The 20,910-nt window shown below is 45.5% G+C and carries 19 protein-coding genes and 3 pseudogenes; 14 read left to right on the plus strand and 8 right to left on the minus strand.

The features are described 5' to 3' along the window. The first annotated feature begins 420 nt into the window (after positions 1 to 420). Entirely contained in the window at positions 421 to 1,530 is a 1,110-nt protein-coding gene (malK, locus tag TZ48_RS14160) for a maltose/maltodextrin ABC transporter ATP-binding protein MalK (RefSeq protein ID WP_112479633.1), read from the plus strand. 70 nt (positions 1,531 to 1,600) lie between these two features. On the opposite strand, the gene TZ48_RS14165 is transcribed toward malK, so the two are convergent. From TZ48_RS14165 to TZ48_RS14175, 3 genes are all read right to left on the minus strand, one after another. After that, positions 1,601 to 1,906, minus strand: coding sequence for a hypothetical protein (locus TZ48_RS14165; RefSeq protein ID WP_112479634.1), 306 nt, complete (start codon positions 1,904 to 1,906; stop codon positions 1,601 to 1,603). A 64-nt stretch (positions 1,907 to 1,970) separates the two neighbouring features. Beyond that, positions 1,971 to 3,134 carry a curlin repeat-containing protein gene (locus TZ48_RS14170; RefSeq protein WP_112479635.1) on the minus strand — a complete coding sequence of 388 codons (1,164 nt, stop codon included), beginning with the start codon at positions 3,132 to 3,134 and terminating at the stop codon, positions 1,971 to 1,973. Between the two features lie 100 nt (positions 3,135 to 3,234). Continuing rightward, positions 3,235 to 3,852 carry a curlin subunit CsgB gene (locus TZ48_RS14175; RefSeq protein WP_162674595.1) on the minus strand — a complete coding sequence of 206 codons (618 nt, stop codon included), beginning with the start codon at positions 3,850 to 3,852 and terminating at the stop codon, positions 3,235 to 3,237. Between the two features lie 449 nt (positions 3,853 to 4,301). On the opposite strand from TZ48_RS14175, the gene TZ48_RS14180 reads away from it, so the two are divergent. The 3 genes and pseudogenes from TZ48_RS14180 (at position 4,302) to TZ48_RS14190 (ending at position 5,999) form a co-directional block, all read left to right on the plus strand. Further along, positions 4,302 to 4,688, plus strand: coding sequence for a curli production assembly/transport protein CsgE (locus TZ48_RS14180; RefSeq protein ID WP_239670891.1), 387 nt, complete (start codon positions 4,302 to 4,304; stop codon positions 4,686 to 4,688). Positions 4,689 to 4,698: 10 nt separating this feature from the next. After that, positions 4,699 to 5,127, plus strand: coding sequence for a curli assembly protein CsgF (locus TZ48_RS14185; RefSeq protein WP_112479637.1), 429 nt, complete (start codon positions 4,699 to 4,701; stop codon positions 5,125 to 5,127). 36 nt (positions 5,128 to 5,163) lie between these two features. Further along, positions 5,164 to 5,999 (plus strand): annotated as a pseudogene (locus tag TZ48_RS14190) (CsgG/HfaB family protein). A gap of 124 nt (positions 6,000 to 6,123) precedes the next feature. On the opposite strand, the gene TZ48_RS14195 reads toward TZ48_RS14190, so the two are convergent. The 3 genes from TZ48_RS14195 to TZ48_RS14205 all read right to left on the minus strand — a co-directional run bounded on the left by TZ48_RS14195 (position 6,124) and on the right by TZ48_RS14205 (position 8,175). Further along, positions 6,124 to 6,711: a LuxR C-terminal-related transcriptional regulator gene (locus tag TZ48_RS14195; protein ID WP_239670875.1), complete on the minus strand. Its 588-nt coding sequence runs from the start codon at positions 6,709 to 6,711 to the stop codon at positions 6,124 to 6,126. Between the two features lie 248 nt (positions 6,712 to 6,959). After that, positions 6,960 to 7,637, minus strand: coding sequence for a LuxR C-terminal-related transcriptional regulator (locus TZ48_RS14200; protein WP_112479638.1), 678 nt, complete (start codon positions 7,635 to 7,637; stop codon positions 6,960 to 6,962). A gap of 337 nt (positions 7,638 to 7,974) precedes the next feature. After that, complete coding sequence (locus TZ48_RS14205; protein WP_112479639.1) at positions 7,975 to 8,175, minus strand: restriction endonuclease subunit S; 201 nt, start codon at positions 8,173 to 8,175, stop codon at positions 7,975 to 7,977. 246 nt (positions 8,176 to 8,421) lie between these two features. On the opposite strand from TZ48_RS14205, the pseudogene TZ48_RS26145 reads away from it, so the two are divergent. From TZ48_RS26145 to TZ48_RS25215, 8 genes and pseudogenes are all read left to right on the plus strand, one after another. Beyond that, positions 8,422 to 9,376, plus strand: a pseudogene (locus TZ48_RS26145) (AAA family ATPase). 34 nt (positions 9,377 to 9,410) lie between these two features. Next, a complete protein-coding gene (locus TZ48_RS14215) occupies positions 9,411 to 10,433 on the plus strand; it encodes a DUF58 domain-containing protein (protein ID WP_112479640.1) in 1,023 nt (340 codons plus the stop codon). A gap of 10 nt (positions 10,434 to 10,443) precedes the next feature. Further along, entirely contained in the window at positions 10,444 to 10,950 is a 507-nt protein-coding gene (locus TZ48_RS14220; protein ID WP_112479641.1) for a DUF4381 domain-containing protein, read from the plus strand. A gap of 161 nt (positions 10,951 to 11,111) precedes the next feature. Then, a pseudogene (locus TZ48_RS14225) lies at positions 11,112 to 11,914 on the plus strand (VWA domain-containing protein). Next, a complete protein-coding gene (locus tag TZ48_RS25210; RefSeq protein WP_239670877.1) occupies positions 11,907 to 12,326 on the plus strand; it encodes a hypothetical protein in 420 nt (139 codons plus the stop codon). Before TZ48_RS14225 ends, TZ48_RS25210 begins: the two are co-directional and overlap by 8 nt. Before the next feature lie 53 nt (positions 12,327 to 12,379). Next, the gene (locus TZ48_RS14230; protein ID WP_239670878.1) at positions 12,380 to 13,738 is read left to right on the plus strand and encodes a tetratricopeptide repeat protein; all 1,359 of its coding nucleotides are present in this window, start codon (positions 12,380 to 12,382) and stop codon (positions 13,736 to 13,738) included. Between the two features lie 5 nt (positions 13,739 to 13,743). Beyond that, entirely contained in the window at positions 13,744 to 15,000 is a 1,257-nt protein-coding gene (locus TZ48_RS14235) for a BatD family protein (RefSeq protein WP_239670879.1), read from the plus strand. Between the two features lie 32 nt (positions 15,001 to 15,032). Then, the gene (locus TZ48_RS25215; protein ID WP_239670880.1) at positions 15,033 to 15,353 is read left to right on the plus strand and encodes a BatD family protein; all 321 of its coding nucleotides are present in this window, start codon (positions 15,033 to 15,035) and stop codon (positions 15,351 to 15,353) included. A gap of 59 nt (positions 15,354 to 15,412) precedes the next feature. On the opposite strand, the gene TZ48_RS14240 is transcribed toward TZ48_RS25215, so the two are convergent. Both TZ48_RS14240 and TZ48_RS14245 read right to left on the minus strand, forming a co-directional pair. After that, a complete protein-coding gene (locus tag TZ48_RS14240) occupies positions 15,413 to 16,504 on the minus strand; it encodes a porin (protein WP_112479642.1) in 1,092 nt (363 codons plus the stop codon). A 446-nt stretch (positions 16,505 to 16,950) separates the two neighbouring features. After that, on the minus strand, positions 16,951 to 18,009 hold the full coding sequence (locus TZ48_RS14245; protein ID WP_112479643.1) for a porin: 1,059 nt from the start codon (positions 18,007 to 18,009) through the stop codon (positions 16,951 to 16,953). Between the two features lie 657 nt (positions 18,010 to 18,666). Here TZ48_RS14245 and TZ48_RS14250 point away from each other — a divergent pair. Both TZ48_RS14250 and TZ48_RS14255 read left to right on the plus strand, forming a co-directional pair. Continuing rightward, positions 18,667 to 19,662: a porin gene (locus tag TZ48_RS14250; RefSeq protein WP_112479644.1), complete on the plus strand. Its 996-nt coding sequence runs from the start codon at positions 18,667 to 18,669 to the stop codon at positions 19,660 to 19,662. Positions 19,663 to 19,867: 205 nt separating this feature from the next. Further along, positions 19,868 to 20,908 (plus strand): porin, encoded by a 1,041-nt coding sequence (locus TZ48_RS14255; protein WP_112479645.1) that lies wholly within the window; start codon positions 19,868 to 19,870, stop codon positions 20,906 to 20,908. The last annotated feature ends 2 nt before the right edge of the window (positions 20,909 to 20,910 follow it).

Raw genomic sequence — 20,910 nt, forward strand, 5'->3', positions numbered from 1 at the left:
TGGATGGTAAGAACCCTTTACCAGTAAGAGCAAATGCTCTGACAGTTTCTTTAAGGAATGAACTTCTACAGGGAACGTAATACTGGGTTTTCATCGCCGGACTCGCCAAGTAGTCACAAACTGAAGCACTAGTGGTAAATGTATTTTACGGGGGAGGTATTCAGTTTGTGTCGGGGGATACTAGCGAAGTCTTGGCTTTGAGGGTGGCGCCAAATCGTACAGCGCCACCCTTTTTTCTTTCCATTTGGGACTATTTGCACATACTAAGGAACATCAAAACCTAGAATCATCACGCAACAGTTTCCCAGAACTCCAAACCGCGTAGTTGGAGTCACACTGACCAATTTCCTACTATTATTACCTGTCGAATTATCTCTATAATGACCGACGGAAAGAAAAAATGAATCGAGGACGAGCTACATGGCGAGTGTCACGTTAAAAAATGTTAGTAAAGCGTACGGCGACGTACTGATCTCCAAGAATGTCGACCTAGAAATCAACGAAGGCGAGTTTGTTGTCTTTGTTGGTCCATCAGGTTGTGGTAAATCAACTCTACTACGTTGTATCGCAGGTTTAGAAGACATCACGTCCGGTGATTTATACATTGGTGAAGAGCGCATGAACGATGTTGAACCATCGAAGCGCGGCGTGGGTATGGTATTCCAGTCTTACGCACTTTATCCTCACCTCAACCTTTATGACAACATGTCATTTGGTCTTAAGCTTGCTAAAGCAGACAAAAAAGAAATCGACCGCCGCGTTGAACACGCAGCAGAAATTCTACAGCTAGGTCACCTACTTGAGCGCCAACCTAAAGCACTTTCAGGTGGTCAGCGTCAGCGTGTGGCTATCGGCCGTACTTTGGTTTCTCAGCCAAACGTATTCCTACTAGACGAACCACTATCTAACCTAGATGCCGCGCTTCGTGTAAACATGCGTTCACAAATCACCAAGCTTCAACGCCAACTTGGCTGCACCATGATCTACGTAACACACGATCAAGTAGAAGCAATGACCATGGCAGACAAAATTGTGGTACTAGATGCAGGCTATGTTGCACAGGTTGGTAAGCCTCTTGAGCTATACCACTACCCAGACAACCGCTTCGTTGCTGGCTTCATTGGTTCACCTAAGATGAACTTCATGAGCGTGTTCATTGAAGAAGTAGAAGCAGAGCGCGTGAAAGTTCAGCTTGCTGATGGTGATTCATTCTGGATCCCAGTTGACGGCACAACAGTCAACAAAGGCGATCGTATGTCGATGGGTGTACGTCCTGAGCACTTAGTATCTGCGGAAGAAGGCGATGCGAAAGTGGGCGGCGAAGTGATGATCGTTGAGAAACTAGGTAACGAAACTCAAGTTTACCTAAACCTAGAAGAAGCGGATGCTGACGTTATCTACCGTCAACCAGACACGCTTGCTGTTGAAGTTGGCGATAAGTTTGAAATTGGTATTCCAGCGCATCGTTGTCACTTGTTCCATAGTGATGGTAAGGCTTGTCGCCGCCTATACAAAGAAGCGGGCGTATAAGCCAGTCTATCTAATAGTTTTAAGCACCTTTGCTTGCTGAAAGCCCCTAAACTCTTTGAGTTTAGGGGCTTTATTTTTCTACATGGCACTGATCATTAATAGACCACACGACACCGGATCGCCCCGTCGATACACGAATTGGAAACTGGTCTTTTCCAAGCGTTAAATGGGCAATGCCTTTCGAAGCAATAATCCCAAGCGTATTACCTGAAGACGTCACAACAACAAGCTTATCGTTACTATGTTCAAATCTGTTATTCACTTTGAAGGTAAGCTTGGTTTCAGATCCCACTTCACACTCAACGTCCTGAAGCATGCTGCTCGCGAACACCAATGAGCTATAAGCACAAATAATCGACAAAATGAGTATTTTCATCACGACTCCAAACAAATCAAAAAGCGGTGCAATGCACCGCTTTATACTCAACAACTTAGAGTGTTTAGTTTTGTGTTACTGTCACGACATTGTAATCCGCGTTCCAACCATAAACGTCAGAGTGGTCGTTTGTGTTTTGCGTGACATAGACTTGATTGTAATCACTACCCCAATCTAGTTCTACGTCTGACCAAGAGTCATTACCCGTTTGAGTTGTCTCGACAATATTATCATCACTGCGATCATCAATACGGACTCGAGAGTCATTATAGCTACCCGATTGCATGATGCTTACCATGTTACGATCACTCCAGTCATCGATATCCACTTCTGCATCATTATCGTTACCTGATACATTAACGTAGACACTGTTGTCGTAGCTATCATCGTCGATGTCGACGTCGATGTCGTTGTCATCGCCTGATACATTTGCCAATACTTGGTTATCATCGCTGCGATCATCAATTTTAACGTCAACATCGTTGTCATTGCCGCTAGCAGTAATATCAACTTGGTTATCATCACTGCGGTCGTCAAATTCTACCTCGATGTCATTGTCGGCACCGCTGACAAATACCGTTGCTTCATTTCGATCGCTACCGTCGGTGGCTTTAACATCAATATCGTTATCGTCTGCGCCTGCACCACTCAACGTGACCGTCACGTTGTTGTTAAAGGCTTCTAGGTCAATATCAACTTCATTATCGTCCCCGCCACCTAACACAAAGACTGAAGCGTCATGTGCATCACCATCTTGCTTGATGGTAAACTCATTATCTGTTGCTCGACCGCCAGCCACTCTGATATAGGCTTCATGACGATCGCCATACTGTGCGATCTCGGCGTCATTATTGTCATGACGAGACAAAGAGGAGCTCGGAGAATCGAAATGAACAAACGCTCTGTTCTCACCATCAGGACCTGGACGATTTCCCGTTGTTGCGTCATTACTCTGATAGATATCAATCAAACTGTTATCGTTATCAGCCAATTGAACTTTGACTGCACTACCATTTGTAATCCCAGTACTGTTCTGTTCAATCGTGATGGTATTGTCTGACGCATCTACCATGTCTGTATCTTGTACATTGTCTGGCGCATTACTCAACAAACTAGTGATATCACCATCACCGACAACTTCATTATCTAACGTTAGATTAAGTGCAGCATGTGAATAAAAAGACGTGACAGCAAGTGCACTGATTACACCAATTGCTACTTTTTTCATGACGTAATTTCCTTATATTTCCTGATAGTCGACTGTCTGCCTCAAACCGAGGCAGCATTGCAAAAAGAGGCGCTTACGCTCCACTCAGTGCAATCCGTTTTTATTGGTTGACCTGAATATTGATATTGCTCGCCGGACTGATAAAGATACTGTCTCCACCCGTCTGGTTGATACCAATATCGGCTGCGCCAACCCTTCCTACCAACGCGACGTTACCCACGCCCTCTTGGTTAACACTGATGCTGCTGCCACCCAGACTTACCTGGCCGATCGCAGCACGATTTAAATGACCTTCTTGAACGATTACAGCTTCATTACCAACACCATAAGAGGCGATCTCAGCACGATTACCCACACCAGACTGCCTGACGATTGCAATATTCGCTCTGCCTTGTTGAGTCACCTTCGCTCCGTTCCTGTAGCCCTGTTGCGTCACCTTCGCCTTATTTCCAGCCTCCACCCCTCGACTATTTTGAACAATGGTTGCTCGAGACAAAGTAGCGTTGGTTATATTGACTTCGGAATAATTATCTAAGTCTCCACCCATATATGACAGCTCTTGAAGTTCATTTTCTATTCCTTTACCCTCCATGCCGTATAAAAAATCACCCACACCAAGATCATTTGATGCCAAAGTGACGCAAGATAAAGACGCTAATGTTGTACAGATTAAAACATTCTTAATTACTGAACGACATTTACTAGTTTCAATATTCATCCTTACCACCTTTCCCATATCAAAGGTCTAAAGCGCCCTTGTGATTAAAGTCTATTCAGTGGCTAGTAAGATAACCATAAACTTATAATCAGTTATTAAAATGTTTACTTAACTCTAAAGCGTAAATTACCACCCAAAGCAAAACTATTTGTGTTAATAACTTCCTTTAACATCTAATCCTTAAGTTGATATAAAACTTTTCATTCAGCACATAGACTTACTTCAAAGGATACGCTCACTATAGAAATGGATTTCATATGTCGAGACTCAGTGCACGCCAATCAAAAACGGACGAGTTATTTACTTACGTAAATCGCTCGCCTTCTAGGTTGTGCTCAATATTGACGACCGCTGTCTACTTGATTGCGTATTTGACCTCCTTCTGCCCCTTGGCGTCGGAGTCGAAAAATGTGAGTAAGGAAGAAGAAAAGCAGATAATCGAGGAGGCAATTCGACAACTTCAATCACCGAAGGGACAGCCTAGAGCCCCAAGCCCATTCGAAGATTTTAGTGAAGTGAGTGGGCTGATTGTCGATAGGACCATTACGCGCCTAGGGGAAGATTTCTACTTCTTCTTTTCGCAAAAGCTTAACGATAGGTACCCCAATTTTGAGGAAAATTTGACTGTTGTAGAGATCCCAACGGCCTTATCGGGAAGCATTATCGAGGTGAAGCATTCTAGAAAAGTGATTTTTAGAACCGCATTGTCACCGGGTCGCAGGCAAGCACAAGACCGAGCGGGCGATGCGTTACGAGTGGTGGGCAATTATATGGTTCGCTGGGAGGCACAAAGGCTACTGCAAGACACTTACGACTTAGACCATGACGAATTTTAGGGTGATAGAAATGAGACACACAAGGAAATTTCTTTTGTTCGCTGCTTTATTGAGTTCTGGGGCAATTAACGCCACAGAATTAATATACACTCCAATAAACCCTAGTTTTGGAGGTAACCCACTCAATAGCACAATATTAATTAATCATGCTAATGCTATCAATGATTACTCTGCTCCCAACAGTGGCAACGATTTTGGGTTTGAGTCTGAAACTGCACTCGACCGACTTGCAGAAAGGCTAGAATCTCAACTCATCAATCAACTATTTTCTGAAGTTGGAAATGGTAATTCAGGTCAACTTGAAACAGACAACTTCATTTTAAATATTGTTGACGGTGGTAATGGTGGTGTGACTATTCAATTGTTCGATAAAGCGACGGGTGAAAGCTCAGAAATATTAGTTTCTGGCATAAACCAGTTGGGAGATCTTAATTTGTAGTCAAGTGTAGTTAGAAAAATTTACAAGGAACGTATTATGAAACCCATTGTTATATTAGCGATGTCCTTAATACTGGGCGGATGCGCTTATTCCCTCGATATTCCAGATACTGCCGCTGAACCCAAACTAATGCCGCGCGGCGCAACCTATTCGGACTTAACATCACTCCCTCGACCAACGGGCAAGATCATGGTGTCGGTCTATGATTTCAGAGACCAAACTGGACAATACAAACCGCAACCAAACAGTAACTTCTCCACCGCGGTACCTCAAGGAGGGACTTCTCTTCTGACCACCTCTTTACTCGATTCCAATTGGTTTGTCCCTCTTGAGCGTGAAGGTCTCCAAAACCTGTTGACTGAGCGCAAGATCATCCGCGCAGCTCAAAAGAAAGAGTCCGTCGTTAACAATCATGGGACTGATTTATCATCACTCAGTTCAGCCAATATTGTGATTGAAGGCGGCATTGTCGCCTACGATTCAAACATTCGTACTGGTGGGTAGGCGCTAAATACCTTGGGGTTGGTGCATCAGGGCAATATCGAACAGACCAAGTGACAGTGAACTTGAGAGCTGTCGACGTCAGAACAGGACGAGTACTGATTAGCGTCACCACCTCTAAAACCATTTCTTCCCACGAAATTGGGCTGGGTGCGTTTAGGTTTATTGATTACAAGGAGTTATTGGAGGTCGAACTCGGCTACAGCAACAATGAGCCTGTCAATATCGCCATCATGTCCGCAATTGACGCAGCTGTGATTCATTTAATTGTCGAGGGAATGGAACGCGGTATGTGGTCATCACGAGAGGAAGGCGCGATGCAGCACCCAATCATTGAAAAGTACTCACAAGCAACCACTGAAATTCTTTGAATCCCCATCAACACAACAAGCAAGCAGCAAACAGGGCTACGCGGAAAAAGGAACTTACCCGTGGCCCTGTTTTTTATCATATTAATTGTGACTGAGCATCCTAAGGTCATCTATGGCGAAAGCTCTACTCGATAAACTCATTAGAGGCGACGTTATTTTTCACCCACAGTAGCGCTTGCAGGCGGTTTTTAACTTTTATCTTTTTGAATGCGTTGTGAAGGTGAGCTTTGACCGTATTTTCGCTCACAAACAGCGAATCTGCTATCTCAGTATTGGAAGCACCATCTCCAAGAAGTTTTATGATCTGCTGTTCACGTTTGGTCAATTTAGTGTAATAGGGGCTGGTCTTTGCGCACTGTCTACGTCGGTAAAAATGGACATACTCATACACGAGTTTGCGGCTCATCCACAGCTCACCATCGAGAATGCGCTCAAAGCCATGGATTAGGGTGTCTAATGTGTCGGTCTCGTAGAAGACGCCAACCAGATTTTGCCAGCGTAACATCTCGGCATGAGCTAGGTTATCGGGAGAATTGAGCAAGATCTCTTTACAGGGCTTTTCATTACCCTCGACACGCTCCAGATACGTATTGATGTTACTTCGCCCCACTGCGGCGAAATCAATGACTATGTAATCCGAATCATGACAAAGAGAGCCATTACGGCTCTCGCTCATCTGTTCGGGAAAAACCAAACGTATTTCTAACGGCAACTTCGCTTCCAACGATTCCTTCAGCAAGTTAGATTGAAGCTATTTCCTGCCAACAATATTGCATTGCTACGGGTGGCTTGCTTGTCATTGGGCATCGCAGACTCCTTTCATCGTATCCATACTTGCTCAACCACTCTCTGAGTATAACAAAGGATTCGCAGTGCGACGGGTAACATAGTCGCACTGAGTGAAAGATTGAGCTGTACATTCAGATTGTTAGAGTTTGTTTCTCAATTTTGAGAATCGCACTAGGTTACATATTCCCTAGCGGCGATGTTGTTCTTCGCCCAGATCAAAGCTTGCACGCGGTTGGTCACGTGGAGCTTTTTAAAGGTGTTGTGCAGGTGAGCCTTAACGGTATTTTCACTGACGAACAAAGCTTCTGCAATTTCGATATTCGAGGCACCATCCCCCAACATCTTGATGATCTGTTGCTCACGCTTAGTTAGGGTTGTGAAGCTGGCACTCGTTGAGGAGCAGAATCGTTCTCGATAAAAAGTGACATATTCGTGAAGTAATTTTCTACTCATCCACATTTCACCTTCTAAGATACAGCGGAAGCCCTTGATGAGCTTATTCATATCATCATTAATGTAAAAAATACCGACAAGGTTTTGCCATTTTAGTAGCTCACTTTGCCTCACGCCGGGGCTGGCGTTAATCAGCACTTCTTTTGCCTGACTACACAATGCGGGTTTGATGCCCTGATATCGCTCTAACTGATTTGAACTCAGCGTGGATTGATCAATGACGACAACATCTGCGCCGCGAAGAGCGGATTGATGTTGATGATTAAGCCTGTCTGGAGTGCACAACTGAATGCTGATCTCCAAGTTTTGTTCAACAACGTCTTTAAGTAGGCATGATTGAAGCGTGTTTGCTGCCAACAATACCACACGTTGACTCTGGTTCTGAGCCGGTTTCATATATCACTCCATGTGATTCGTCTAATTATTGTGATTCTTTCCTACTGCTTACAAGTTAATAAATAAAACCTACACAGCATGATCGTCAAGTTGATCTCCATCACAATGAAACGCATTACATTTTTTAAGTTGATGAGAAACAGTTGGTTATCGATTCGTCTCAATAATGAGACATCGGTCAGAATAGGCAAAAATATCGACAATGCTAAACGATCGAATAGACTTTATAAATCAGATAGTTCCAAAGTTTACCTATGAAATGTTGCGGTATTAGACAAGCTAACTCTCACAGTCGCTGCGGGCTGTGAGAGTACTGTTTCAGTGCAGAGAGAGGTTATTAGTGAATTGGGGTCTGGTTGGTTTTGTTGAATTTGCCAAAATAGTGTTCTAGCACTTCCGGCGTCAACTTACCTTCCGCTTCTAGTCGCTTGAGCTCTGCCGCGATTTCGCGTTGCTCTTCAATCGATGGCAATGCCACTTCAGGCTCAGATTCTACTTGAGAAGCCATTTGCTCTAGCTCTTTCTCAAAATCGCTCATAATGATTAACCTCATCAATACTTGTAAACTGAGGTGATTGTACTTGTTTTAGTGGGCGTGTACCAACATTGCGTAGAACGCTCTACGCACCTGTTTGCTTTTGCATCGTTTTGCTCTTGAACTTTCCGATAAACAACCCAAAGTTATATATTCACAAAACAATGACCTAGAGTTTGGAACTTTTCGCTCTTTAGCGTTTCTATGTTGTTATCTATGCGTTCGTAACTGCAATAAGGAATTTTCATCATGCCAGCACAGTCTTTCCAACAACTACAACGTTACTTGCAATCCCAAGTTATTGGTCAAGACAATCTAGTCATACAGCTGCTCATCGCCCTACTCGCCGATGGCCATATTTTGGTTGAAGGTCCTCCGGGGCTTGCAAAGACTCGTGCCGTAAAATCTCTGGCAGATTGCTTGAAGGCAGCTTTCATCGCGTGCAGTTTACGCCAGATCTTCTGCCTTCTGACCTCACAGGTACTGATATTTACCGCCCTGAAACCGGTGAGTTTCAGTTTAAGCCAGGACCAATATTTCATTCATTAATCCTTGCCGATGAAGTAAACCGCGCGCCCGCAAAAGTGCAGGCGGCAATGCTAGAAGCCATGGCAGAGAAGCAAATCAGTGTGGGACAAACCACCTACGCCCTTCCTGAGCTATTTTTGGTGATGGCGACTCAAAACCCGATTGAACAAGAAGGTACGTACCCACTTCCAGAAGCGCAGCTTGATCGCTTTTTGCTGCACCTAGAAGTGGATTATCCAAACGAAGAGAGCGAACTCGCGATTCTAAGACTCAACCGAGGGGAAGCTCAGGGAGAGCTCCAAAAGTTTGAAGGCAAAATCAGCCAAGAAACTCTCTTTAAAGCGCGCCAAGAGGTACTGGCTATTCATATGGCGGATGCCATCGAACGTTATATCGTTCGCCTAGTGATGGCAACAAGGCAACCTGACACCTACAGCCAAAAGTTAGCGAACTGGGTAGAAATGGGGGTGAGTCCGAGAGCGACGATTGCCTAGATAGAGCGGCTCGTGCACACGCATGGCTCGCTGGCCGTGATTTCGTGAGCCCTGAAGATGTTCATCAAGTCATTTATCCAGTGCTTCGCCATCGTTTGCTGCTGAGTTACCAAGCTCAAGCAGAGGGGGTGACTGGGAATATTGTCATTGAAGAGCTTCTCAATACCGTGGCGTCGGCGTAATGGGTAAGAACGTTAGAGGCTTTAGGGGCGCGATATGTTGAATCTGCTCAAATCATTGTCTCGTGGAATATCTAAAAGCCACGCACCTAAAGATACACTTGCGCAGCTTATCGAAGACGGAAAACTTCCAAAGGCAACCAATGGCGTCACGGTCTCCATCGAAGAGTTGTGTTTCTATCAAACACACAGCCAGCGTTGGCAGCCACCAGCGAAAAGTATTTGGTCTCAACTCAATGGTGCTCACGCGAGTCCTAGAAAAGGGCGAGGCATGACATTTTCTGAGGTAAGACAATATCAAGCGGGGGACGACGTTCGCCAAATCGACTGGCGAGTGACAGCGCGCACCGGCAAAGTACACACTAAACTGTTTACGGAAGAACGTGAGCGCCCGGTTGTCCTGTTTGTAGACTTAACCGCAAGTATGCTCACGGGGACAAGGCTTCTGCTCAAATCGGTACAGCAATGCCATTTAGCGGCGCTGTTGGCGTTTGTTGTGCTCAGCAGTAAAGATCGTGTGGGAGCAGTGATCAGAGTTGGCTCAGAACTCATCGAAATTAAACCCTCTAGTTCTCGCAAGTCAGTCATGCGTTTACTGAGTCAGTTGTGCGAACAACATAACCGCTTTTTACAACAGAAACCGTTGTTGAAAGATGAATCGCGCACCGATCCCTTGAGCGCTCAAAGCGATCCGTTCAATGTCCTAAGCAATCTATGTAAAAAAGGGAGCGAGGTGATTATTCTCAGTGATTTTTCCGAGTTAAGTGCACCTCAGATCCAAGCTCTCACCCGTTTAGCGCAGCATAATCGAGTGAGAGCCGTGCAAATCTTTGACCCTATTGAAACTGGGCAAACTCACGCTCGGGGGACTCAGAAAGTCATCGGAAAGCACCAAGAGCTCTCGCTCGACTTTTCAAGTGCAGGTGTTAAAAGCCATATTGCCGACGTCTTTGACGCTCAAAACCAGCAGCTAGCCACTCAACTATCGAAAAGCGGTATCGCTCTATCGCTGATTTCAAGTGGTAGCCCGCTGCTTTCTCAACTTATTCGTTTTAATTAGTACCATTATTATGAACGCATCAACGCAAACTCACCCACTCCCCTTAAAGCCATTGCACCTACCTGAAGCTCCAGGGGTTTGGCCACTTCCATGGGGTTACTGGGCACTGCTCGCGACAGTTATCATTACGGCTTTGCTTTTAGTTTGGCTTACACGCCACTACACACGCAAAGCGCGGGCTAAAAAGGCTGCCATTAAACTTATTGGAACCCATTCTAGCTCTTCGCCTTCCGCGGCAATAGAGATCGTTAGGCAAGCCGCTCTCAGTTATTTTCCTCGTGAGGATATTGCCAAACTGAGTGGTAAGCAGTGGCTAGCGTTTCTTGATTCTCAGCTCGATGATCCTCGATTTAAAGCGAAGGACTCACAGTGGCAACACGCACTCTACCGTAAAGCTGACAGCAGCAATGGCGCAGACAGTCAAGATACGGACAATGCACTCGTGAACGATTGCCTTCATTGGGTAGAGCATGCCCTTCCCCCTAAACGTAAGTTCAGAAATTGGAAGCAATCATGAGCGGGTTTGGTTTTGAATGGTGGTGGATGTTTCTCGCGCTTCCACTTCCAATGGTCATTTACCGGTTGCGCTCTGTTCCAGTCCGGCGGGCACAAATCACCTTACCGCATATGGATGGAATACATGCACGCCTTAACCAACGCGATCGATTTTGCAAAGCAATGGCGATTTTAGCTTGGGTTGCCCTCGTCACCGCCAGCGCAAGGCCTGTATGGTTTGATGAGCCCATTACCGTCTATCCAAAACATCGCGATATGATGTTAGTCATTGATTTATCGTACTCAATGTCTCGCGAAGACATGCTGCATGATGGCGACTACGAAGATCGTCTTTCAACGGTAAAACGTGTGGTTTCAGATTTTGTTGAACGTCGTGAGGGTGACCGCTTAGGACTTGTCTACTTCGCTGACCATGCATACTTACAAACGCCACTAACGTTCGATCGCAAGGCCATTCAAACCCAGCTCAATCAAACCGTTCTCAAGCTAATTGGAACCCAAACGGCTATCGGCGATGGAATTGGACTTGCCACGAAAACCTTTATTGATGGCGACGCTCCGCAACGCGTGATGATCCTACTCAGTGATGGCAGTAATAATGCTGGCGTGCTAGACCCTATGAAAGCGGCAGAAATAGCAAATCGTAATGATACAACCATCTACACCATAGGTATCGGCGCTGGTGAGATGCAAGTACGAGAGTTTTTTATGACGCGCACTGTCAATACCGCTGAAGACCTGGATGAGAAAGCCTCATCGATATCGCGAAACTCACCGGTGGGCAGTACTTCCGTGCTCGCGACGCTAAAGAGCTCAATACGATCTACGATACCATCAATGCACTCCAACCGGTTCAAAAGGCCACTCAGTCTTGGCGACCACATACAGAGTGGTTCCCTCTTCCTGCTTCTATCGGGCTAATTTGCATTGTACTTATTACTGTAATTAGGAGGAATGATGTCTAGCGTTCAATTTCTCTACCCTCAAATGCTTTGGCTTACTTTACCTGCTATCGGCATCCTATTTTGGTTAGCAACAAGTCAACGTGCATCAGAGATCATGGCTAGCCACTTGGCAAAAGCACTCGGGAAAAGTGACTCAAGAGGTCGCAATCTCTATTGGCTATCGCCTTTTCTACTTATCACTATCATTGCCTTAGCAGGACCAAGCTTTGGCAATGCAGAAAAACCTGGGGCTCAATCGGCGAATGCTCGAGTGCTGGTGTTGGATATGTCGCAATCGGTCTACGCGACGGACATAAAACCAACGCGTCTTGCGCAGATCCGCTACAAAGCACTCGATATTTTGCCTCTTTTCGACCAAGGACAAACGGGCTCATCGCCTACGCCGGGGATGCTTATACCATCAGCCCATTAACCACCGATTCGGCAACACTCGCTAACGCCATTCAATACCTTTCTCCAGAAATTATGCCGTTTCAAGGGGCACGAGCCGATCTTGCTGTCAAACAAGCCGTCGATCTGATGGAGCAAGCGGGAATGAGTCGAGGTGAAATCGTACTGTTTGCCGATGGCTTAAGCACTAATGAGTCCGAGCAGATCCAAAAACAGCTTTCCGGGACTGGATTTAGTTTATCGATACTTGCCTTTGGCAGTCAAAGCGGCGCGCCAATTCCACTCGCCAATGGCTCTCTGCTGACCGACAATAAAGGCAACACAGTAGTAGCCAAAACTCCTTTCGGTGAAATGCGCAACCTGGCTAAATCAGCTGGCGGCCAGTTCGCGCGCTATCAAAGTGATAACGGCGATATTGAGCGTCTAGTAAGCACATCTCGCTATCAACAAGTCGCTGACAGCCAAAATCAGTCACTCGATATACCCATCAACCACGGCTACTGGCTAATGCCACTGGTGGTACTACTCGTTTTACCATTGTTTCGCAAAGGCTTTCTATTCTCGATGTCAGTAGCGATGTTACTCTCCGCGAGTTACGCGCCATCTTCGCAGGCATCTTTGTTAGACAGTGCCTTAAAAAATCGCGATCAACGTGGCGCTGAGGCATTCTCTCAAGGTAACTACCAGCAGGCGGCCGATCTGTTTGAAAACGCAAGGTGGAAAGCAGCCGCTTACTACGAAGCTGAAGATTATTCGTCGGCAATCTCCGCATTGGAGGGATTGAATAATGTTGAAGACGTTTACAACAAAGGCAATGCTTTAGCTCAAAGTGGTGAGATTGAAGCGGCTATTGAAGCCTATCAGGACGTATTAGCTCGAGATCCCGAGCATGAAGATGCAAAATATAACTTGGCGCTCTTACAGCAACAGCAACAGCAACAGCAACAGCAACAGCAACAGCAACAAAAGCCTGAGGGGGATGCTGAGGATAAGCAAGGTCAGTCGCAAAAAGACGCGAGTCAAAGCGACAACAGCTCGCAAGAAGAGCAATCCCAGCAAAGCCAATCGGATGAAGAGCAACAACAATCGCAAAGCCATGCAGCGAGCGAGAGCGCTCAAGAGCACGATGTAAAGCCAAATGATGACTCTGAACAGCAAGGCTCAAATCCACAAGGCAGTGAAGCGCTAGAGGAATCACAACAGTCTCCAACCAGGCAAGAACCACTAAAAAGCGAGGCACCGCAAACCTCAAATGAACCGTCAGAACAAAGCCAGGCAGCAACCTCAAATAGCCAACAACAAGAAGCAAATACGGACTTACGTCAACTCGAGCAAGTAGAAAGCGTGCGCGACCCAAGTTTGCTCCTAAAAGCACAAATGTTACTTCAAGCCAAAGATAAACCGGCTCCGTCTGCAACGGACAACAACTGGTAGTAAGAATGAAATTGAAACACCTATGTACAAATATCGCCGTCGCACTGCTGTCTATCACCAGCAGCTTTGCCGCTATGGCGCTGAATGTCACCGCTAGCGTGACGAAAACCAATGTCAGTAAGGATGAGGTCATCCAGCTTAAAATTGCCGCCGATGAAAAACTTGATGGCAGCAAAGTCAATTTCGATGCACTGAGCGATGACTTTTTCATGGGAAGACCTAGCTTTAGTTCATCCGTGAATATTCTCAACGGTACACGCCGTGATAGCAGTGTTTGGACCATTGCCATTGCGCCGCAGCGCCTCGGTAAGCTCACCATCCCAAGTTTCGATGTTGATGGCGTGACCACTGCGCCCATTACTCTCACCGTGACCATGGATGATCAAACACCTACCGCAGACGAGTTGATTGAAGTGAGAACTCAAATCGGCAAAGCGGAACTGTATCCGAAAGAAAGCACGACTCTGGATGTACGTATCATCGTCAAGGTTGATCCGAGAATGCTGCAAAACCCTGCTCTTAGCGACCCTATCGCCTCTGGTTTGGATATTACCGCGCTTGGTGAGCCAAAACAGTACCAAGCAGTCATGGACGGTGTAGAAGTATTAATTGTTGATCAGAGCTACCGAGTGACGGCTACACAAAGTGGCGACTACACTATTATCGCTCCAACGCTGCGAGGTGGTGTTTTGTATGGCAGTCAACGTGGGGGCAGTACGAAGATCTTGAATCTTGATGGTAAGGCCCCGGAGGTGGACATTTCTGTATTGCCAGTACCTGAAGACTATAACGGCATTTGGCTGCCTACGCCTTCACTCAAGGCTTCACAAACATGGACGCGAGATAACGGAGAATCTATCACTGCTAACTCAGTAACCATGCAAACTGGTGATGCTTTGACGCGAACTTTAACGGTGACTGCCCAAGGAGTCTCTGCTGAGCAAATGCCCGAACTCAGCATCCGCAATCCAACTGCGTTTAGAGTGTACCCGGAGAAGCCAAGCTTCACTGAGAATGCTAATGGCTCGGTTACGATGACTCTCAAACAAGTGTTAATCGCTAAATCGCCGCAAATCGCGGCTCTGCCAAGCGTAGACATCCAATGGTGGGACACAAAATCAAAACAAGCTGCGACGACCACGCTCAAAGGCCTTGAGGTCGAAATTACGGCTGGTGAGGACAGCGCGGCGGTGTTATCAGCATCACCTACCCCCCGTCCACGGAGGTCGTTGTTCACGACTCGGGGTTTTGGCCGTGGTTAACAGCGCTGTTTGCCACGCTTTGGGTGGCATTTATGGGACTTTGGATTAGAGAGAAACGTAGCTCAGTATCGCCATCAGTAAAGACTGGCGACAACGCGCAAACTTCAAAGAATAAGTTGATTCAAGCTGTGCAAGCAGGCGATGCGATAGCCGCTCACGCTCAATTTGAGAAATGGTGCAAAGAAGAACGTTTTTCGACCGCCTCTATTTTAGCGCTCAAACAAGAGATTGAAGCTATGAGTGCGAACACTATGGGACAACAATCGATTGAATGGGATAAACGCCACTTACTTAAACTCATAGAGTCTATGCAAACTGAAACAGACTCTGATGAGGTATTGGCAAAACTCTAAATGCCAGCCACTAAAAAGGCGCTCTATGAGAGCGCCTTTTGTCTAATCAAACTAAGTGATTATAGGTAGAAACGAGTACCAATGATGAATTGGTGATCTTTCTGCTTCTTGTATTTACCTTCACCTTGGTTATCGTAGTTGTAACCCGTGTATGCACGTAGGCGTGGTGAGATAGTGTATTCAGCTTGTACAGAAGTACCAGACTTAACGCGTAGACCTAGCTCGTCGTCTTTCATTTCTTCGTGCTTAACGATTAGGTTAAGACCGTTGTCTAGACCGTAAGCAAGAACAGAGTCAAACGCTTTGGTGTCTTTTAGTAGACGGTTGTCGTAAGAGTTCATGTACTCGTTTGAAGCGTAAGTTGCTGCAACGTATAGACCTGCACCGAAGTTACCGTACTTACCAGAAACAATGTGAGACTCAGCTGTGCGTGCAACGCCGCGCTCTGTTAGGTTACCAGAGTTAAACGCGTAGTTTGCATTGAAACCGTTGATAGCGTAACCCGCTGCGATTTGAGCACGGTTTTGAGAGTACAACCACGTCTGTGTTTTTGTAGAATCAACCGCTTCACCAGGCTTAGCTACTTCACCTAGATCGTTGTATTTAATTGTTTCAGAAACAGTATTAGCACCTTGCCAACCTGCACCGATAGTCAGAGCACCCGCTGTGTCAAAGTCGATAGTGTTTGAGTAAGCAACCATCTTCTCAGCACGTGCCGTACCGAAGAAACCGTGGTTGTCGTATAGGAATTCGTTTGACCAACCGATTGGCGTATCAACCACACCCGCTGCCATGTAGTATGGAGACCACTGTGTACCAGCAGCTAGACGACCGTAAGTCTCGTGACCAAGACCGATGTAGCCTAGACGAGTCTTAAACGTGTTCTCAGCACCTTCAAGCATGTTCATTTGCCATTCAGCTTTGAAATCAGCCTTGAAGCCGTTACCTAGGTTTTGGATTACTTCAACGTTTAGACGAGGAGACTTCTCTTCAACGCGAGCGTCTTGACCTTTGTGTGCACCAGTAAGACCAACAGTCACGTGACCGCCGATGTTCATTACAGTGCCTTCGTTGTTGTAAACTTCTAGAGCGTTAGCTTGAGTACCGATTGCTGCAGCTGTAACCGCTACTGCTAGTAGTGTTTTGTTCATAATGACTTCCATATGACAGTTTCATACTTAAGCGCTTCTTTCTATCCATAACAGCGAGAAGCAAAACTCAAGTAATTGGGTGTTAATCGCACTACTTGAACGCCTGTATTAACAATTCGCTCAATTCAAGTGCATGAAAAACATGTATTTGCGATATGGAGTTACTTTAAACGGGAAGTTCCACGATGTGACGTGAAATGAAATGAAGAGTTAAAAAGCCAACCAGAAAAACCACTTAGTCATTCAATATCAGACACATAGCAGCAGCAGAGTTGAGATAAGATGAGTAATAGTCAGCTTTTGTAAGATATTTTTACTTTTTATGCATTTTTTCTACAAATACCACAAATCGCACACATCCAGACGACCTATTAATAAAGGCGTTTGGTATAAAAAAACCCGCTCAGCTGAGCGGGTTTTTACATTCAAAAGACTAACTGTTTCTATTATAGGAAGAAACGTACGCCAGCTGCGTATTGGTTGTTCTTTTTGTTGTTTTCTTTGTAGTAACCAGTACCTTCTAGGTCAAATTCGTAACCTACGAAAGCACGTACGCGTGGGTGAATATCGTATTCAGCTTGGATTGCTGAAGTCGCGTACACTGTTTCACCTAGTTTTTCATCAGTTACAGACTCGTAGTTGATGCTTAGGTTTAGGCTGTTAGTTAGGCCGTAAGCTACGATAGCTTCGTATGCACGAGACTCTTCAAGTAGATCAGCGTAACCAGGCTTAGCAGCGTCATCGTAGTTCATGTAGTCGTTCATTGCGTATACACCAGCAACGAATAGACCTTTACCGTACGTACCGTACTTAGCAGAAACTACGTGAGATTGTGCTTTTTCTGTACCAGTGATAGACGTATGCTGGATGTCACCACCTGTGTATGCGTAGTTCACGTTGAAGCCAGCGATATCGTAGCCAAGAGCCACTTGACCACGGTCATCAGTCATACCAGTTTTAACATCACCGTTTTTGATGTCTTGAGAACCCTGCCAACCTAGACCAACGTTCAGTGCGCCAGCGTCAGCAAAATCGAAACCTTTAGTGTAAGCAACTAGCTTGTCAGCACGACCTGTACCGAATGCACCGTGGTTGTTGTATAGGAAGTCGTTCGCGAACGCGATTGGTTGGTCAGCGATACCTGCTGCAGAGTAGTATGGAGACCACTGTGTACCAGCTGCAAGACGACCGTACTCATCGTGAGAAACACCGATGTAGCCAAGACGAGTAGTGAAAGAGTTGTCGCCGCCGTTAAGCATGTTAAGCGCCCACTCACCTTTAACGTCAGCCGTGAAGCCGTTGCCTAGGTCTTGAGTTGCTTCCATGTTGATACGTGGAGATTTCTCGTCTACTGCGAAGTGATCTTCGTCACCACCAGCAACGCCAACAGTCGCGTGACCGCCGATAGAGAAAGTAGAACCGTCGTTGTTGTATAGCTCAACTGCTTGTGCAGTAGTACCGAATGCAGCAGCTGCCACTGCTAGTGCGATAATGTTTTTGTTCATTGGGATTTCCATATTTCAAGTTTTTGTATCATCTCGCTGGATGACATCACGTTCATTAAGTGGTTACGCACACAGACATAACACCCATGCATGCAACCCACCTTGATGTAACGCTGGATTAACATGACGAGAGCCACTCTAACCTCAAAGTTCCCAAAGACTTCATAAAAAGACGTAAAACATTAAAAACACTGTTTTCTATTTAAATAAAACAAGAAAATACAAAAGGTTATAGAGAAAACAAAAATCATAAAGCGTTATAAAAGAAGCAGTCAATTCAGTGATTTTTAGTCAATTTAGATCTTTTGGGGTGCATTTTGTGATGTTACGCACCCTATTTTGTTCAAATTCCAAACAAACCCTATTAACTATTTAGTTAGTAAAACAACTGTTTTAGTCAGACAAATCAGAGTCGATCTTGCTAGCGCAGCACATAGAGAACGCGCACTTGGAGAAATGAGTTACAAAACTACTAATGAATTGGGTGATATATGAGCATTAGATCACAAAATTACAGATAAGATGGAACTTTACACCAATCAGTGAGGAAACATTCAAAAGGCGTCCTATCCTTCAAGTAGATCGTTCTTAGAGTGGTATCGGGGCGATCGCGCAGTGGAAACATTGCAGTGGTTAAAATAATTAAAGGATAGAATTATGAAAATGGCAGCCATCGCTACGGCGATTACAACAGCACTCGTCTCTGGTTCAGCACTTGCAGCAGAGGTCTATAACTCAGATGGTACATCTCTAAGCATCGGTGGTCGTGCGGAATTCCGTGGTGATTTCCAGGGCAAAGCGAGTGGTGCAAAGCTTGAAGGCACGATGGACAACGCATCTCGTTTTCGTGTCAATGTAGGCGGTGAAACGCGTATTACCGATGACCTAAATGGCATTGGCTTTTACGAAGCAGAACAAACTGTCAATAACGGTGGGGATAACCGAAACACTGGCAATACGGCCTTTAAACAGCGTTATATGTATGCTGGTTTAGTCGCTGGTGACAATACCGTCACGTTTGGTAAGCAAGATGCTGCGACAGTTCAAATATCACAAATGTCAGATAACGTATCAACGCACAGTGGTATCCAGAAAACCTACATCGCGGCTGGTGATGAGCAAATCAACAACGCCTTGAACTACTCTGGCTATTTTATGGATGCACTTTCGGTCAAAGCCAGCTTGCTTGCTGCTGAGGGAGCTGATGAAGATGGCTACGCTCTGTCTGGTATCTACACCCTACCTATAGGTATTGGCATCGGTCTTGGCTATGCAGCGAATGAGAATCCAAATGCTCAAGACTCAACGCAATTTATCGGAGGCCTTAACTATAAATGGGAAGGTTTATATGTTGCAGGTACCTACACACAAGGTGAAGGTTCTAAGCTAGCAGTATTACCGGGAGACAACGACTTTACTGGCTACGAGTTCGTTGCTCACTACTTGTTTGAGAACAACTTCCAAGCACTCGTAGGCTACCAAAAAGGTGAGATTGACCCTGCCGTTGGATCTAAGTATGACATCAGTGACTACTATGAGCTAACAGGCATTTACTACTTCAATAGCTCACTACGCACTTACGCTACTTACAAGGTAAACAACCTTGAAGACGCAGACAACTCACTGCGTTTGGCGCTACGTTACGACTTCTAACCCTCGAGGTTAACCAATACATAAGGGCGAGTTCACTCGCCCTTTTCTTTTGTCTCACATCAACCATCACCCCACTAACTAGAAAACCCCATTTAAATCAAAACGTAATATAACTCACATTTATCTGTCACAAGAAAACCATACCTTAATCGCAACCGAACAAAGACATGAAGTCTTGTCATCCATACAAAAAGGTAATGAGAAAATGAAAAAGGCAGTTCTAGCGAGTGCAGTGGTTGCAGCAATGGCATCAGGTTCAACTCTGGCGGCTGAAGTGTATAGCAAAGACGGTACGACTCTAAAAGTTGGTGGCCGTGCTGAGTTCCGTGGTGACTTTCAAGGTAAATCTTCTGGTAAAGAACTTGACGGTACAATGGAAAACAAATCACGCTTTCGCTTAAATGTGGGCGGTGAGACTCAGATTTCAGACAACCTAACTGGTTTTGGTTTCTACGAAGCTGAGCAAACAATCCAAAATAGTGACAAAGACAACGGTGGCAACAGCTCAGCAAACACCAGCTTCAAACAACGTTACATGTATGCAGGTATCGGTACTCAATTTGGTGCATTCTCATTCGGTAAGCAAGATACCGCTAACGTGCAAGTCTCTAAAATGACCGATATCGGCACACACACCAACACCAACAAAGACTTCATCTCTGCCGGTGATGAGCAAGTCAACAACACCATCAAGTACACTGGCGACTTTATGGATGCATTAGTGGTTGAAGCGGATTTCGTGGCAAGTGACGAGAAAAGTAACAACGCTTACGGTCTTTCTGGTATTTACCAGCTGCCAATCGGCCTAGGTATCGGTCTTGGCTATTCTGCTGGTGATCTTGGCGAAACACTAGGTCAAGATAACGGCAGTTCAAGCCAGTTTATTGGTGGCCTAAGCTATGAGATTGGTTCATTCTACATCGCGGGTTCATACACTCAAGGTGATATCAACGACAAGGCGACAGGTACTGATGCTAAAGAGTTCACTGGTACTGAGCTTGCTGGTCACTATAAGTTTGGTAACGGTTTCCGCGTCATCGCAGCCTACGCTAAGTCAGAAGAAAAAGCAGACAACGGCGACAAAACCAACACTAATGACTTTATCGAGCTGACCGGTCGATACGATTTCAACAAGAGCATCCGTGCTTACGCAACATACAAAATCAACAACTTGAAGGCAGATAGCTCTACTCTTGCTGAAGATGCAGACAACTCACTACGTCTAGGCCTACGCTATAACTTCTAAAG

The organism is Vibrio variabilis (assembly GCF_003263785.1).
In the GTDB taxonomy this organism is placed as follows: Bacteria; Pseudomonadota; Gammaproteobacteria; order Enterobacterales; family Vibrionaceae; genus Vibrio; species Vibrio variabilis.